This window comes from Fructobacillus sp. EFB-N1, from assembly GCF_001038455.1.
GTDB classification, from domain to species: domain Bacteria; phylum Bacillota; class Bacilli; order Lactobacillales; family Lactobacillaceae; genus Fructobacillus; species Fructobacillus cardui.
Genome location: NZ_LDUY01000023.1, coordinates 1 through 16,361, shown reverse-complemented (window position 1 = coordinate 16,361; position 16,361 = coordinate 1). Strand labels below are relative to the sequence as shown.

At 45.5% G+C, this 16,361-nt stretch carries 13 protein-coding genes; 3 read left to right on the top strand and 10 right to left on the bottom strand.

Annotation, left to right across the window (positions count from 1 at the left end; translation table 11 throughout):
- Window position 1 precedes the first annotated feature (1 nt).
- The 7 genes from purL to FEFB_RS06295 all read right to left on the bottom strand — a co-directional run bounded on the left by purL (window position 2) and on the right by FEFB_RS06295 (window position 7,178).
- Window positions 2-2,245, bottom strand: coding sequence for a phosphoribosylformylglycinamidine synthase subunit PurL (gene purL, locus FEFB_RS06325; protein WP_082131936.1), 2,244 nt, complete (start codon window positions 2,243-2,245; stop codon window positions 2-4).
- Window positions 2,246-2,275: 30 nt separating this feature from the next.
- Window positions 2,276-2,950: a phosphoribosylformylglycinamidine synthase subunit PurQ gene (purQ, locus tag FEFB_RS06320; RefSeq protein ID WP_047975399.1), complete on the bottom strand. Its 675-nt coding sequence runs from the start codon at window positions 2,948-2,950 to the stop codon at window positions 2,276-2,278.
- Window positions 2,951-2,964: 14 nt separating this feature from the next.
- On the bottom strand, window positions 2,965-3,213 hold the full coding sequence (purS, locus tag FEFB_RS06315) for a phosphoribosylformylglycinamidine synthase subunit PurS (RefSeq protein ID WP_047975398.1): 249 nt from the start codon (window positions 3,211-3,213) through the stop codon (window positions 2,965-2,967).
- 16 nt (window positions 3,214-3,229) lie between these two features.
- Window positions 3,230-3,982 carry a phosphoribosylaminoimidazolesuccinocarboxamide synthase gene (locus FEFB_RS06310; protein ID WP_047975397.1) on the bottom strand — a complete coding sequence of 251 codons (753 nt, stop codon included), beginning with the start codon at window positions 3,980-3,982 and terminating at the stop codon, window positions 3,230-3,232.
- 18 nt (window positions 3,983-4,000) lie between these two features.
- Window positions 4,001-5,125 (bottom strand): 5-(carboxyamino)imidazole ribonucleotide synthase, encoded by a 1,125-nt coding sequence (purK, locus tag FEFB_RS06305; protein WP_047975396.1) that lies wholly within the window; start codon window positions 5,123-5,125, stop codon window positions 4,001-4,003.
- Window positions 5,122-5,610 carry a 5-(carboxyamino)imidazole ribonucleotide mutase gene (gene purE, locus FEFB_RS06300; RefSeq protein WP_047975395.1) on the bottom strand — a complete coding sequence of 163 codons (489 nt, stop codon included), beginning with the start codon at window positions 5,608-5,610 and terminating at the stop codon, window positions 5,122-5,124. The genes purK and purE overlap by 4 nt, the downstream gene beginning before the upstream one ends.
- Window positions 5,611-5,858: 248 nt before the next feature.
- Window positions 5,859-7,178, bottom strand: a complete 1,320-nt coding sequence (locus FEFB_RS06295; RefSeq protein WP_047975394.1) for a chloride channel protein — start codon at window positions 7,176-7,178, stop codon at window positions 5,859-5,861.
- Between the two features lie 701 nt (window positions 7,179-7,879).
- On the opposite strand from FEFB_RS06295, the gene FEFB_RS06290 reads away from it, so the two are divergent.
- Window positions 7,880-9,916, top strand: coding sequence for a copper-translocating P-type ATPase (locus tag FEFB_RS06290; RefSeq protein ID WP_047975408.1), 2,037 nt, complete (start codon window positions 7,880-7,882; stop codon window positions 9,914-9,916).
- A gap of 86 nt (window positions 9,917-10,002) precedes the next feature.
- On the top strand, window positions 10,003-10,740 hold the full coding sequence (locus FEFB_RS06285) for an MIP/aquaporin family protein (RefSeq protein ID WP_047975393.1): 738 nt from the start codon (window positions 10,003-10,005) through the stop codon (window positions 10,738-10,740).
- A gap of 64 nt (window positions 10,741-10,804) precedes the next feature.
- Here FEFB_RS06285 and FEFB_RS06280 read toward each other — a convergent pair whose 3' ends face one another.
- Window positions 10,805-11,701: an RluA family pseudouridine synthase gene (locus FEFB_RS06280; protein ID WP_047975392.1), complete on the bottom strand. Its 897-nt coding sequence runs from the start codon at window positions 11,699-11,701 to the stop codon at window positions 10,805-10,807.
- 44 nt (window positions 11,702-11,745) lie between these two features.
- Window positions 11,746-13,965 (bottom strand): LTA synthase family protein, encoded by a 2,220-nt coding sequence (locus FEFB_RS06275; protein ID WP_082131935.1) that lies wholly within the window; start codon window positions 13,963-13,965, stop codon window positions 11,746-11,748.
- A gap of 158 nt (window positions 13,966-14,123) precedes the next feature.
- Here FEFB_RS06275 and FEFB_RS06270 point away from each other — a divergent pair, with 158 nt between their 5' ends.
- Window positions 14,124-14,897 carry a TIGR01457 family HAD-type hydrolase gene (locus FEFB_RS06270; RefSeq protein ID WP_047975391.1) on the top strand — a complete coding sequence of 258 codons (774 nt, stop codon included), beginning with the start codon at window positions 14,124-14,126 and terminating at the stop codon, window positions 14,895-14,897.
- Between the two features lie 72 nt (window positions 14,898-14,969).
- Here FEFB_RS06270 and FEFB_RS06265 read toward each other — a convergent pair whose 3' ends face one another.
- On the bottom strand, window positions 14,970-16,184 hold the full coding sequence (locus FEFB_RS06265; RefSeq protein ID WP_047975390.1) for a DUF2075 domain-containing protein: 1,215 nt from the start codon (window positions 16,182-16,184) through the stop codon (window positions 14,970-14,972).
- Window positions 16,185-16,361: the final 177 nt, after the last annotated feature.

Below are 16,361 nucleotides of genomic sequence, written 5' to 3'. Positions count from 1 at the left end.
CTTATTCAGCCATCAATTGCGGGATCGCGTTTTGATAGCTTGCCTTGGCGGCCTTTTGGTCAACCGTTACTTGGCCATCCTTTGTTTGGATAGCGATGACTGTATCCTTCGTGACTTGACCCAACTTAGCAACCACTGCCTTTGTTTCGGTCATCTTTTGTTCAAATGCGGTTGCTTGTTTGCTTGGTACGGACAAAACAAAGCGTCCTGGCACTTCTGCGAACAATTGTGCAGTCGTTCCTGCAAAATCAGCTTGCAAACCAAAGTCATTTGGGAAGGTTGCTTCAGCCAAAGCAACGCCCAAACCACCTTCGCTCAAATCGTGTGCACTGGTAACCAGACCGGCGTCAATTGCCTGCAAAACAAAGTCCTGATTTGCCTGAGCAGCGTCAACGTCAAAATCAGCCAATTGACCGGCGATTTCACCAGTCTGCATCTTTTGAATTTCGCTACCGTTAAAGGTATCCCCGATAGTACCAACCAGGTAAACCTGGTCGCCATCGTTTTGGAATTCGGCGCGAGTAATGTTTTTGTTATCAGCAATCAAACCAACCATTCCAACCATGGCTGTTGGCAAGATGGCCTTGTTGTCAGTTTCGTTGTAAAGACTAACGTTTCCAGAAATCACAGGAGTATTCAAGCGCTTGGCCATATCCGTAATTCCTTCAACTGACTGGTGTAATTCATAATAAACTTCTGGATTATCAGGTGAACCAAAGTTCAAACAATCAGTCATCCCGATTGGCAAGGCACCGGTTGTGACCAAGTTTGAGGCAGCTTCGGTCACGGCCATTTGACCACCAACAAAGGGGTTCAAGTAGGCGTAACGACTGTTAACATCGGTCGTCATGGCCAAGGCCTTCTTCGTGCCACGGATCCGTGTAACACCGGCATCCCCACCCGGTTTGACAACCGTATCGGCGCGGACTTGGGAATCAAAGTGACGGAAAAGGCTTGCCTTTGAGGCAATCGTTGGCTGTGCCAAAAGATCAAGCAAGACCTGGTTGGCATCTGCGACGTTTGGCTGGTATTGGCTAGCACTAGCTTCCTTCAAACGAGCAGGTTCTTCCTGGGCCAACTTTGGTTCAGGTGCGTTCGTCAAGAAGTCAATATCCACATCAGCGACTGTTTCACCGTGGAAGTTCAAGCGGTAACGACCATCGTCTGTCACCGTTCCAACTGCAACGGCATCCAAACCGGCCTTTTCAAAGAGGTCGATCACTGGTTGTTCCTCGCCCTTTTGGACAACAAGCAACATCCGTTCTTGTGATTCAGACAACATCAATTCGTATGGCGTCAAGGCAGCTTCACGTTGTGGAACCAAATCAAGGTTCAATTCGATTCCAGTGCCAGCCTTTGAAGCCATTTCAGAACTTGATGACAGTAAGCCAGCAGCCCCCATGTCTTGGATGCCAATGATGCTCTTACCGTACTTCTTAATGGCATCAATCGTTGCATCCATGACCAACTTTTCCAAGAAAGGATCCCCAACCTGAACAGCTGAACGGTCGGATTCTTCTGTTGATGAAAATTCGGCTGAGGCAAAGCTGGCACCGTTGATGCCGTCTCGACCAGTCTTGGCACCGACGTAGATAATCGTGTTTCCTGATCCCTTAGCCTGACCAACTTTCATTTCATTTTGGTTAACCAAACCAACTGACATCACGTTTACCAGTGGGTTTCCTGCATAAGATTCATCAAAGGCAATTTCCCCACCCAAGTTTGGAATCCCAATGGCATTGCCATAACCAGCAATGCCGGCGATGACACCATCAACGATTTGACGTGTCTTGGCATTGTCCAATTGACCAAAGCGCAAAGAATCCAAAACGGCGATTGGTTGGGCACCCATCGAGAAGATATCGCGCAAAATACCACCAACACCAGTCGCAGCCCCTTCATAAGGCTCGACAAAGGAAGGGTGGTTGTGACTCTCGGCCTTAAAGACCACGGCCTGGCCGTCACCAATATCTAAGATACCGGCACCTTCACCAGGTCCTTGTAAGACACGTTCGTTTTTCGACCAAAACTTACGCAAAGCAGGCTTTGACTTCTTGTAAGAACAGTGTTCTGACCACATTCCGGAAAAAATACCGGCTTCGGTATAATTTGGGCGGCGACCAAGGTGGTCAACAATCAAATCGTATTCATGGTCTGTTAGACCCCAATCGGCATAAATCCGCTTTTCAGCGATCATATCTGGGCTTGGCTCATTTGCCATTGGGTTAGTTTGTTGGGTACTCATCCAAATTCTCCTTTAAAACGGATGTGTTGATTAGGCGCGGGCTTTTTGATCGACTGCGTGTAAAAGACTTTCAAAGAAAGCACGACCGCTGTCGTTACCGGTTAAGGCGTCCACTGCTCGTTCGGGGTGAGGCATCATGCCATAAACGTTACCGGCCTTGTTCGTGATACCGGCAATTTTATTCATAGAGCCGTTAACATTTTCTTGGTAGCGGAAAATGACTTGATGGTTGTCTTCCAACTCCTTGAGAGTGACTTCATCAGTAACATAGTTTCCTTCACCGTGAGCGATTGGGACCTTCAAGACATCACCCTTGCTCATGGTGTTGGTAAAGTTACTATCAGGATTTTCAACAACTAAGTTGACTTCATCGCAGATAAAGCCAGGTTGTTCATTGACCAAGAGTTGACCAGGCAATAAACCGGCTTCCGTCAAAATCTGGAAACCATTGCAGATACCAACAACCAACTGACCATTTTCGGCAGCAACCTTAACGGCGTCCATCGCTGGTGAAAACTTAGCAACGGCACCTGATCGGAGGTAATCACCGTAAGAAAAGCCGCCTGGAATAAAGATGGCATCGTATGCTGACAGGTCACTGGCCTGGTCGTCTAATAAGTCAACATCAACATCAAACGATTCCAAAGCGTGATACATATCCATATCACAGTTAGAACCCGGAAAAGTAATAACAGCTGCTTTCATGGGTGGTCTCCTTCTTAAATTTCTTCCAAATCGTAAGTATACGTTTCGGTATTATGATTAATTAATAACTCTTCAACCAAAGATTCAACTTCCTTGGCAACAGCGGCCTTATCAGCACCAGTTAACTTCACTTGGAAGTATTTTCCTTGGCTAACGTCTTCGATTCCTTGGTATTCCAAGCGCTCCAAGGCTGATTTAATAACGACCCCCTGTGGGTCCAAAATTGAGGGCTTGTAGGTTACGTAAATTTTTGCCAAATACATTTTTTCTGTACTCCTTTTACTTCAACGCGTCTTGTAAGCGTTGCAATACATCCTGGTAGCCAACACGCAAGTCCCCTTGCTTCTGGCGGAAAACGTCTTTATCGAGGGACTTCCCCGTCTTTTGATCAACCAAACGCATGTTATCTGGTGAAAGTTCATCGGCTAAGATGATTTGTCCATCAACTAACCGACCAAATTCTAATTTGTAATCAATCAACGTAATATCAATCTTGTTAAACAAAGCAACCAAAAGTTCGTTGACTTGGTCAGCCAATCCGTAGATTGTCTTCAAATCAGCTTCGCTGGCGAAGTGCAAAGACACCGCCTGTGAATCATTCATAAAGGGATCATCAAGCTCATCGGACTTGTAATACAGTTCTTGCACGCGGGGTGACAACTTTTGCATTGGCTCTACCCCAAAGCGAGAAACAAAGTGCCCCGCTGTATAGTTGCGCGTAACGACTTCCAAAGGAATGATATCAACCTTCTTCACCAATTCATCGGTTGCAGAAATTGATCCCAACCAGTGGTGTTGCAAGCCCTGGTCAGACAAGTAAGTAAAGAGGAGGTTTGAGATACTTGAATTCAGCTCACCCTTACCACTGTATTCTTCCTTTACCTTCCCGTTCAAAGCAGTTACCTGGTCCATGTAGTGCATCCAGATAATGGAAGGATCGTTGGTTGCAAAGACCTGCTTGGCCTTTCCCTCATAAAGCAAGTCACCACGGGTAAGTTGCTGTCCGTCAAATTCAACTGTATTTTCTATCATTTTTCCTTACTCTCCTGATTAAATGGTTTGGAAATATGTGCTTAAATCTTCGATCGCCGGTTGACCCACCACCGTAAGGTGGCCCATCTTCCGACCGGGCTTGACAGCTGCCTTTCCATAATCATGGAAATGCCAGTCGGCATGGTCAGGGAAGGCCTGACGCGCCTTTAACAATTCATCCCCCAACAAATTGACCATCATCGCGCGGTCATGGAGCTTAATTGCTGGAATTGGTAAGCCGACGATACTGCGAATATGCCCTTCAAACTGAGAAATATTGCAGGCTTCAATCGTGTAATGACCTGAGTTATGTGGCCGTGGGGCTAACTCGTTGACCCAGACCTGGTTGCTGTTCTGGTCGACAAAGAGTTCAATGCCCAAGACACCACGCAAATCAAGCTTGTCGGCAATCGTCTTGGCGATTTCATGGACTTGGCTATCCAGGTCTTTGGTAATCGCTGCTGGAATCATGCAGGTTTTCAAAATATGATTTTGGTGAACGTTTTCAGAAATTGGCCACGTTACCAATTGCCCCTGCTTCGTCCGAGTTACCATCACGCTGATTTCTTTGGTAAAGGCAATCTTTTGCTCTAAAATTAGTACACCACCCGGCCAGTTGGCCTTAAGCTTTTCAACATCAGCGGCAGTGTTTAAATCAAATTGGCCATGGCCATCGTAACCACCACTGACCGTTTTCAAAATCCCGGGCAAACCAACTTCAGTGACCGCCTGATCTAAATCCGCTGGGCTTTCAACCCGGGCAAACTTAGCAACCGGCACCTGGGCTTCATCGCGAATAAAGGCTTTTTCCGCTAAGCGGTTACTGGTAATTTCTAAGAGGCGGACACCCTGTGGTACATAAGCATCCTTCAAGTCCTTTAGGGCCTCTTGACTGACGTTTTCAAATTCATAAGTCAAAACATCTGACCGGTTCGCCAGTTCCTGGAGGGCCTTTTGGTCGTCATATTCGGCCACAATTTGATCATCACAAACCTGAGCAGTTGGGCAGGCTGGCGTTGGGTCTAAAACAATCACCTTAAAACCCATTTCCTTAGCCGAAAGGGCCATCATTTGCCCTAGCTGACCGCCACCGATAATTCCGATGGTCTTCCCTGGTTCGAGGTAACGATTAGCCTCTGTCATTGCAACTCCCCCTCGCTTTCGATTGAACTAGACGTTTGCTTAGCTCGGAAATCAGCCAAATTAGCGGCAATCTTTTCATCTTGTAATGACAAAATCGAAGCGGCATAAAGGGCTGCGTTCTTGGCACCGGAATTACCGATAGCCATTGTGCCGACTGGCACCCCTCCGGGCATTTGAACAATACTCAAAAGTGAATCAAGACCGTTTAAGTTGCTGGACTTAACTGGCACCCCGATAACGGGGATTGTTGTGCTGGCGGCTAACATCCCAGGCAAATGAGCTGCCCCACCTGCTCCGGCAATAATAACGTCCAAGCCATTCTCTCTGGCCTGTGAACCAAACTCCTGTAGTTGAACCGGCATTCGGTGAGCTGAAATTACGTGCTTCTCTGCTGCAATTCCTAAGTCTTGCAACAAATCAAAGGCCAGCTTCATTGTTGGCCAATCACTTTTAGAACCCATCACCACTGCTACGCGCGCTGTCATGCGGTACGCCTCCTGTATTGTTCGTGTTTTATCGATATAGAGCCACTTTCAAAAAGTGGAGTTCGCTTTAAAAACATGATAACAAAACTAACGCGACTTGTGTTCGCTCTTTAATAATAATTTTCTCATATAAAAAGGGTTTTCTAGACTAAAGGCGAACAATGGGAAGAAACCCGCATTTTTCCTATGTATTATCTGTAATAAAAAATGCCAGAATGTTGAAAAACATTCTGACATTTCTAGTGAAATTAACTTAATTTAGATTTTGCTGCAGCACGACGGTCGCACCAGTTCAAATAAATCTTAGCAGTTGACGATGACAAGGCCACTGCAAGGGCAAAGATAATCAAAGCTGAATAGTCCAAATGACTGATTTCAAAGACCATAAACATGGCCATCAGGGGCGCTTGCTGGGAGGCTGCCAACAAAGCAACGGCCCCAATCAAAGCGAACTGCCAAGGTGAGATGCCCGGAAACAGCGGTGCCAAAGGCACGGAAGCAACCAAGCCCAAGACACTTCCCAAGGCAATCGAGGGTGTCAATGTACCTCCGGTACCACCGGCATACAAGCTCAAGAAGGTCATCACAAATTTAGCTAAACCAAGGGCGATGAAGAAGTATAGCAAGTGATGGTCCGTTTGCAAAAAGGCATACTGGGCAGTGGCACGGCCATTCCCCATCACGTAAGGGAAGGCCCAGGCAGTTAACCCAGTAACAACTCCGACCAAAGGCATCGTCAACCAAAGCCACTTTCCCTTCGCCTGATATTTCTGCGCCCAGGCAAAAGCCTGCTTTGCCCATGCCCCAAAGATGCCGGCAATTGGGCCGATGATGAAAGAAACAACCAGTAAAATCAGCGAGAAGTGATCAACCTTTGATAAGGCATAGTAAGGATCAAAGCCCTTCACAATCGCCCCCATCAAGGCAGCAATCGTCGACATAATCAAAGACACCGAAATCGTTTTCACGGATGCCTTCTTCAATAGCAATTCGACGGCAAACAGCATACCCGTAATTGGCGAGATATAAACGCCAGCAAATCCGGCCCCAGCGGCGGCGGCCAAGAGTAATTTTTGATCCTCCTGGCTCAACTTCAAGAACCGCCATTTGGCAGTCTTCTTTTGATAAACCTGGGCTAGCATGACCCCGGCCTGTCGAGGTGCTAATTCACGACCAACGGACCCACCCGTTCCAACAAAGAACATCTGAGCCAAAACGTTTAAGGCCGTCTTAATCGGTGGCATTTCGTCACCTTTCAAAGCAGCATTAATGCCAACAATTTTACGTCCACGGAAACGAATCGCCCACCAAACAAAGCCAGCAATGGCCGAGCCGATTACAACCGATAGAAAACGTCGCAGTGGACTGGCGCTGTTTGGGCTATAGTGGCGGAACGATTCATGGAAGTGCAAGAACAAAACTTCCACATGTTCCAAAAAGAGTGACAACAAGAGTGCGGCAAAGCCGATAACCACCGCTAACACGATTGTTGCAATCCCCAGTGACCAGAAGGCGCTTTCCTCTTCTTTAAATTCAGCCGCTAGCGACTGTTCATTTTGATTAGCCATAATTTCCCCTTTTAGATAGGTAATTGGATTATTTGAAAATAGTTAAATTCTGACAATTTCATTGGGCAAATCAGGGTCTCCTTTTTGGCCGAAAATGGCTCAACCATGCGCAGAATAAGCGATAAATAACCGCATACTAATGTACATAATTTGGCCAAAAAATGCAAGAAGCTGGTTAAAATTCATTACTGTTAGATGCTGCCTTGATGACATCCTGATTCACACCTGAATGAAACTTCTTTGTTATCTCAGTCAAAAAGGAACTATACCAATCATGTGAAAATAAGTGTCATTTTCTTACTCAATCAAAGTGATTTTTTTGATTCAAAACCCTTTCTATCCCCGTTTTAACAGCTTTTTTATTAGAAATCGATCTTGCTGATTTTTTTAATGTAAGGTCAAGAACTTGCATAATATTAGAATTTGTTTTAAGTTAGACCAGTAAAGGAATAAATTCGTTTTTAGAAAGGAAGTTTTTTATGGCAGACGACTTTGACAAGAACGGTCACATGAATCACAAAAACCATGAAGAAAACAAGAAAAAAGACATGGGGCACATGGACATGAGCCACGACCATCAAGGTCACGACGGCCACATGAATATGGACCATGGTCAAATGAAGATGGGCCACTCTCACGATGTCCACGGTGACATGGGCAACATGGATATGGGTCACAATCATCAGGGCCATGACAACCACATGCAAATGGACCACGGCCAAATGAAGATGGACCACCAAAACCACGACATGTCAAACATGGGTAGCATGCCCGGAATGGACCACGATATGTCTGGCATGGGGGACATGGGCGGTATGCCAATGAACCACAGCAATATGAAGCAGCGGTTTTGGTGGTCTTTCGCCCTCTTGATTCCACTCCTTTTCGTCGCCCCCTTTATGGGCGTTGACCTACCGATCACATTGACATTCCCCGGTTCTAACTGGGTAATGTTAATTTTGGCAGTCGCCATGTATGCTGTTGGTACCCAACCCTTCTTTTCGAGCGCGAAAATCGAGTTGAAGCAAAAGAAACCAGCGATGATGTCGCTGATTTCTATGGGACTTTTAGTGACTTTCTGGGTCTCCGTCTATGCCTTTATCGCCAAGACCTTCTTTAAGGTCGATGCCATGGACTACTTCCTTGAATTCGGTACCCTGGTCGTCATCATGCTCTTGGGGCACCTGATCGAAATGCAAGCCACTATGAAGGCCGGCAACGCAACCTCCGAACTTTCAAAGCTTACTCCAGCAACGGCCCATGTTAAGGAAGGCGATTCCTTCACCGACAAGCCCGTCAGTGACCTCACGAATGGTGCTGTCGTTCAGGTCTTGGCCGGTGAATCTTTCCCCGCCGATGGAACCGTCCTTTCAGGTTCATCCCAAGTGGACGAGTCCCTCATGACCGGTGAATCAAAGCCTGTCAAAAAGGCTGAAAAGTCCTCCGTCATTGGTGGAACAATTAACGGCGAAGGCACTTTGCTCGTTCAGGTTTCAGCCGTCGGTGATGATTCCTTTATCGGCCACCTCAAAAAGACTTTGAACCAAACGGAAGCCAGCTCCTCCAAGGCCGAATCGCTAGCCAATAAGGTTGCCGGCTGGCTTTTCTGGGTTGGCTTAACGGCTGCCATCTTGGCACTCCTTATTTGGACCGCTATTAGCGGCCTAACAACCGCCTTTAATATCGCCGTAACAACACTCATCATTGCCTGCCCCCATGCTTTAGGTTTGGCCATTCCATTGGTTATCCAGCGAACCAAGGCACTGGCAGCCAAGGATGGTATTTTAATTAAAAAGCACGGCGCAGTGCTGTCAGCTAAGCACTTGGATTATGCCCTAATGGATAAGACCGGTACTTTGACTAACGGTCATTTTCAAGTGCAGAAATTAGTCACGAACAAAATCAGCGACCACGACGCCCTTGCCATCATGGCCGCCCTTGAACAGCAGTCTTCCCATCCTCTGGCTAAGGCTATCGTCCAAAAAGCAAAAGACGATGGTGTAACCGTTACGGCCGGCCAGGATGTCCAAACCATTGCTGGAGCTGGGATTAGTGGTACCGTCAACAGTCAGCATTACTTCCTGGTTTCAGCACGTTACCTAACGGAACAACACATCGACTTCGAACCACTGGATGCCGATGGTTCCATTTCCTACCTAACCGACGGCCATCAAGTCTTGGCCGCTGTCTCCCTTGGTGATAGCATTAAAGATTCAGCCAAAGACTTTGTTGCCCAACTTAAGGCCCATCAAATTACCCCTGTCCTTGTCACGGGTGATGCCAAAAAGACGGCCAATAAGGTCGCCCAAGAATTGGGAATCAATGTTGTCCAGGCAGAAGTCTCACCAGAAGACAAAATCAACTTGGTCAAGCAGTACCAACAAAAGGGTAAGACGATGATGATCGGCGATGGGATTAACGATTCTCCAGCCCTGGCTCAAGCTGATTTGTCAGTGGCCATTGGTGCGGGAACCGACGTAGCCCAGGCTTCAGCCGATGCCGTGTTGATTTCGCAATCGCTACCAAAGATTATCGATTTAATTAACTTAGCCCATAACGCTAACCGCAAAGAAGTTGAAAACCTCTGGTGGGGAGCTGGCTATAACATCCTAGCCATTCCAACCGCCGCCGGCCTCTTCGCCTTTGCCGGCATCATGTTAAACCCATTGATTGGGGCCATCGTGATGTCGCTTTCAACGGTTGTTGTGGCCATCAATGCGCTGCTCTTACACAAGTAAGCGAGAAAAGATTAGAATTTTTAAAGTTTCTTTTATGTCAAAGCTGTATAATGAGCAGTTGAGTACAAATAAAAGGAGCTTTTTTTATGCGCAAATATTTTGCAGAATTCTTTGGGACGATGCTGTTGGTGATCTTCGCGACCACTGCCTTGATTTACGTCACGACCTTCCAAACGGGTCAGCTCTTTGATGCCATGGCGATTTTTGGCCTAGCATTAGCAGCCTTGATGTTTATCTTTGGCCCCATGGCTAACGGTGGTCACTTTAACCCCGCCATTTCCTTAGGAGCAGCCATCAACAAAGACATCTCTTGGAAAACCTTTGGCGGTTATTTCCTCGCCCAATTCCTTGGTGCCTTTGCCGGATTGACCCTTTCGGTTTATACGTTAATCCCAATCATTAATGCACAACAAAGCTCCTCATCCTCTTCATCAACGTCTTCTGTTAAGGCGAGCCAATTGTTCTCCTTGTTAGAACCATCAGCAGCCAGTGCCATTTCCGTTTGGTTAGCAGTGGCCATTGAATTGTTCTTTACCTTTGTCCTAGTCTTTATCACCCTAGTGGCATTGAAAAAGCACGTCAAGCAAAGCGCCGCTATCACCGGGATTAGCTTCACCCTGATTTCCTTTGTAACTTATCCCCTTACAAACGGCCTGGTTAACCCCGCTCGCGTCCTTGCTCCAGCTCTTTACAAGGGATTGGCCTCCTCTGCCCATCTCTGGTACTTCTTAATTGCCGAGATTTTGGGTGGTCTCTTAGCCGGCTTGGTCGTTAAATATTTCATGAACGAAGATGACGCCGTTGTTAAATCAGTTGCCGAATAATCATCTTTTATAACACAACAAAGGTCCTGACCAGAAAGTCAGGACCTTTTTAATTACTAATTTTTTAAATCAGACCCTCTCGCCTTTCTAACAAAACTTGTTCACCAGTAAAAGGTAAGACCAATAAAAGAGCCGTTGAATGCAGGGCTAGTCGCTTACCAGCCTTGCCCTGATACAAATCATCCCCATTAATAGGATGATCATTGCCGGCCAAATGGACCCGAAGCTGGTGCATCCTACCCGTTTCCAATTCAAGGCGGACAAGGCTCTCGTCGCGTTCGCTATCTTCTTCTAAGACCCGATAGTGGGTTGTGGCGTTTTGGCCAGAAGGCGTAAGCCAACGCAAGCGATCATCACTTGGATGATTGCCTATTTTTTGGTCAAAAATTCCGGTCTTTTGGTCAAAGAGACCAGTAACCCGTGCCAGATAGGTGCGTTGAATAATTTTTTCTTTGATCAACCGGTTTAAAATCGGTACAGCAATTGGATTTTTAGCCACGATGACTAGTCCAGAGGTCGCCCGATCCAAGCGGTGGACCATAAAGGCCTGAGCCGATTGACCAGCTGACTTTTGCGGATTTTTTTGAAGATAACCATTCACATAATTGAGCAGCGTATCCGTTTCCGTCGGCGAATGCGGGTGCATCTTCATCTCAGCGGGCTTGTTCACCACCATCAGGTCCTCGTTTTCATAGACTATGGCAAGGGAGACCGCCATGTTGGCCGGATAAGGGCCCTGATGGTCCAAGAAGACCTCTTCTCGGAAGGTCAGGGTTAAATGCTCACCAGTCCGTAAAACGTATGCTGTCGAGACCTGTTGGCCATTAACCTGTAAACCCCTTGATTGTCGTAAATTCCCCCGCAAATGCTTTGGCAAAAAAATCTGTTTCAAGTAATCTTTCACCGCCAAGCCGGCAAAGCAATCCATAATGGTAATTTCTCGTTGATATTTTGCAACCATTTCTTTTCCCTAGTAAAAAAATCAGGGTTTCCCCTGATTTCGTGTTAGTTACTACTACTTACACTGCTGCTACTGCTTGCACTACTTGGCGCAAAAGCGACTGAAGCACCTGGATAGTCCGATAGCAATGAATCTGGGCTATCATTAATTTCCGGCGCATTCGTGAGATAGTCACCAACAGTACTCTGATCGCCATGCTGAGTGTACAAGGACGTTGAACTCTGATTTTCATTGGCCTTTTTGAAGCGAGCCAATGTCTTCGATTTCGAATAATCATAGGCTGCTGCATCAACCGCCTTAAAGCCGTCTGGATGGTAGAAACGCAGCAAATTCTTCTGGTTCAGCGTGTCAGACATGGCAAGCTTTTCATTTGCTTCTGTCTGATACTTGTTAAACAATTTTTCCTGGTCGGGCGTTGGATCAATGACCCTTTCACCCGTCTTAGTATCCCAGATTGTACCAGAAATAGAAGCATACTCTGGCGTCATCCAATCCTTGTTACGCATCACAACCAATTGGCTTCGATTCGTCGACAAAAGGTCCTGGCCAAACTGAATATAACGTTTACTTGAAATCCCCAAAAGATGCTCGATTGTTGGAGCCACATCAACTTCACCACCATAGGTGTGGTTAATGCCCCCATTTTTTAATCCTGGAATATGAATAATCAATGGTGTCCGTTGCAAGTTTTCGTTATCCAGGTCCGTCCAGTTGCTTGGATCCTTACCCAAAAGTGGGGCCAAATACTTCGTATCCGTGTTATTGATACCGTAGTGGTCACCATAAAGCACAACCATCGTATTGTCGTACAAACCTGATTTCTTCAAATAATCGAAAAATTCTTTAATGGCCTGATCCAAATAATGGTTAGTAATAAAGTAATTATCAATATACTTAGAACCGGAATTAGACGTTTGGAAATTAGGATCCTGGTCATCCTTATCAATTTCGTATGGAATATGGTTGGAAACCGTGATGTACTTCGCATAAAACGGCTGTTGCAATCGTTCCAGGTATGGAACTGAATCCTTAAAGAGTAACTTATCTTTCAAGCCCCAAGCGGTTGATTTTTTGCCACTCGTATCAAAGTACTCACCCGAAATCCAATTCTGATAACCCATGTTCTTATAGACGTTCGTTCGGTTCCAGAACGACCCGGTATTACCATGGAAAACAGCTGATGAATAGCCCGCTCGTTGGTTCAAAATTGACGGCATGGCCTGGAAAGTCTGGTCATTACCCAACTTGGCAAAGAGCGAACCTTGTGGCAGACCATAAGTCGATGTCTCTAATAGATTTTCAGCATCGGACGTTTTTCCTTGGCCAACCTGGTGGAAGAAATTATCGAAGGCAATCATATCCTTGCTGTGATACAAAGAATTTAAGAACGGTGTTACTTCTTGTCCGTTGACCTTCCGATCAATCGAAAACTGTTGGAATGACTCCAAATGAATCACAATAACGTTCTTACCCTTCGCCTTGCCAGCATAGGTTGGATTCATGCCAACATAGTGGTCTTGAACGTACTTTTTCACCTTTTGCAGTTCTTCAGGTTTCGCTGATTTTCGCACCTGACTGGTCTTAAAGGTGTTATAGGCATCAAGGATTGTAAAGGGACCAATACCCAAATACTTAACCAAATATTCCCGGTCGAATTGCCGCGTCAACAACTGGGGCCGATCAACATCAGCCAGTGCCAAATTGGCCATGATCATTAACCAGCCAATGGCTATCAAGGTTGAGGTTTTGCCAGGACGCACCTCTTTTCGATCACGTTTAATCTTTTTAAACAACAAAAAACCTAAAAGAATCACAACGTCAATCCAAAATAAAAAGTCGTGGGCGCTAAAACTAATCGCACCAGCCGCCTTACCACCCTGGTTAACTGACGAGTAGTTCAAAATCACGTTAACACTCAAATAGTCAGTAAATTCACGATAATAAGTCACACTAATATAAAGGTAGGTTGTCAGCGCTGTATATAAAACCATCATCCCACCGTAATACAGGTTACGATTTTTAAAGAATAACGGCAACGCAAAAATCAGCATCGTAAACCCGATTGGGTTAATCAACATCAAGAAAACTTGATACAATGACGACACGTGCATCCAGTTAAAATCCATCCCGTAAGCCAAAAAAGTTTTCAAGATGAATAGCGAAACTAATAATGTATAAAAACCTAAGCGGGTCTGGATTTTTGTTCGACCTGCTTCTTCAACCGCCTTTAAACGATGCGGCTTTTTTTGTACGTCTTTTTCCATAATAAGGCCATTATACGCCTATTTGTGAGGGCTTTCAGTTAAAAATCATTTCAAGCACGTATCTTTTTTCTGTTTTTAAAACCCGCTCTTTTTCCCTTGCTAATTTTAAATAAATACGTGACAATAGAATCAATCGAACCGCTAAAGAGGATATTTTTATGCCAAAGTATAATGCTTATTTAATTGACCTTGATGGAACCATCTACCATGGCAAGCAACCCATTCCAGCCGCTAAACGATTTATTGAACGGTTGCAGACTGCCAAGATTCCTTACCTGTTTGTCACCAATAATTCAACAAAAACAGCCAAGGACGTCGCTGACAACCTAACAATCAACCATGGTATCAAAACAACGGTTGACCAAGTTTATACCTCAGCCATGGCGACCGCTGACTATGTTAAAGGTTTGACTGATGGTGGCCAAAAGGTCTATCTAATTGGCGAAGCTGGCCTAAAAGATGCCTTAGCAAATGCCGGCATCGACCTAGTTTCAGCTGATGAAGCCAACGTTGTTGTGATGGGACTCGACCGTAACTTCACCTACCAGAAGCTCAAGGAAGCAACCTTCGCCATTGCTCGTGGAGCAAAGTTTATCGCGACAAATGCTGATACAAACCTGCCAAGTGAAGAGGGTATGTTGCCTGGTGCCGGTTCTCTTGTCGCTGCTCTCAAAACGGCAACCGGAGTAGAACCCACTATTATTGCTAAACCAGAAGCCCCAATTATGGAAGGTGCGCTGGCCAAACTCAACCATCCCGACCGTCCCGTCATGGTTGGTGACAACTACAACACCGACATCCTGGCTGGTATCAAAAACGGCCTCGATACCCTCTTGGTTTACACCGGCGTTTCCAAACCGGCCGAAGTGGCCAAAGAAGTTAACCAACCAACTGATTTTATCGCTAACTTTGATGAATGGTCTGTCGAATAATTTAATTGAATAAAAAAACCGAATAACCGGTTTTTCTAGTTGAAGCCACCCGATTAAGGGTTTTGGCTTCTTTTATTTTGCTTGAGCTTGCAATTCAAGCAAGCGGTTATTAAGGTCAGGGTCAGCTGCCTTTAAATACAGCCCTTTTTTACCACGCTTAGCTAAGATATTTAAAGCATTGTACATAAAATCAGTCTTGGCCTGGGCGATGGCATCAGCATCCGTCAAATTAGGGTTCTTTTTATAAATCTCTTTGTGAGTCACCTTTGTCGGATTAACAATCATCCGGTCGGTCTTAACATCATACTCAAATGCTGGGCTCAGCAAGACACCCGCATAATTCAGATCAAAGCCTTGAACCGTGTAGATGGAACCAACCTGGTTAATTGATTCCGGTCTGTTCGGCCATGTCTTAACCTGCGCATCAAATTCATCCCATGGTAAGTCAAACCCATCCAATACCACATGGTGGGCACCATCGGCCCGCCGCTGAAAGCCGGTTGTTGCCAGCACACGTGCTAGACCACCCTGCTGGTTGCGCGCCTTAATTGTTTCAAAGAGCGCATCTGCTCGTTCAAAGATGCGCAGGTCGTAATCACCCTGATCAGCTGGCAAAGGGGACAGTTTGCCAGTGACAAAGTTATCAATCCAGGTCGAAACTGAAGCATTAGCTTCCATTCGATATTGAAAGTTCATTGGGAAAATTCGATGGTCATAGGGAGTTAAAACCTGATTTAACAGCTTTTCATTCCAAAACATCTTGCCCTGAATGACTTGCTGAAAATCAAAAACAACGACCACAACCTTCGCTAACTTGATAATCTCAGTTAATTGATTGTCCTGGAAAAAACGAATATAGGGCTCTCGCTTACTAAGTAAGAGATGACCCTCATCGATTAAAACGACATCATAGTGACTATCCGTCTTAAGCGCACTATTAATCAGTGATGTTGGCCGAACATAATCTTTTTTATAAAGATCTCGATAGCGCGCGCCCATTTCCTGGTAAACCTTTAACAGCTCTGGATGGTTAACGGTAAAAACCGTTTTTAACCCCTGATAGGGACTGTCAGGGTCTTTCATACCTCGTCGAATATTCTTGAACAGCTTTGTTAGTAAAACGCTTTTACCTGTTCCTGCAGCGCCTTCGATCACCGCTACGTGATGGCCGGGTGTCTTCAAACCCTCACTTATGTACTCTTGTAAATCAGCAAAAATACCACTTTGATCTGCACTCAGATGATCAATATCAAAGGGCTTTAAATTGTCATTTTCCAGTTTCTCCATAATCTGATTATACAATTTCTGGATAGGTTAGACAAAGTTGTTCTAAAACCAATATGCTGATAAAAGCTATCTGAAAACACAAAAAAGAAGCCAAAACCCGTAACTATCTTAACTTCTTGCACAAAAAAAGAAGACCGGAGTCTTCTTTGTCATGGGCCATCCAGGACTCGAACCTGG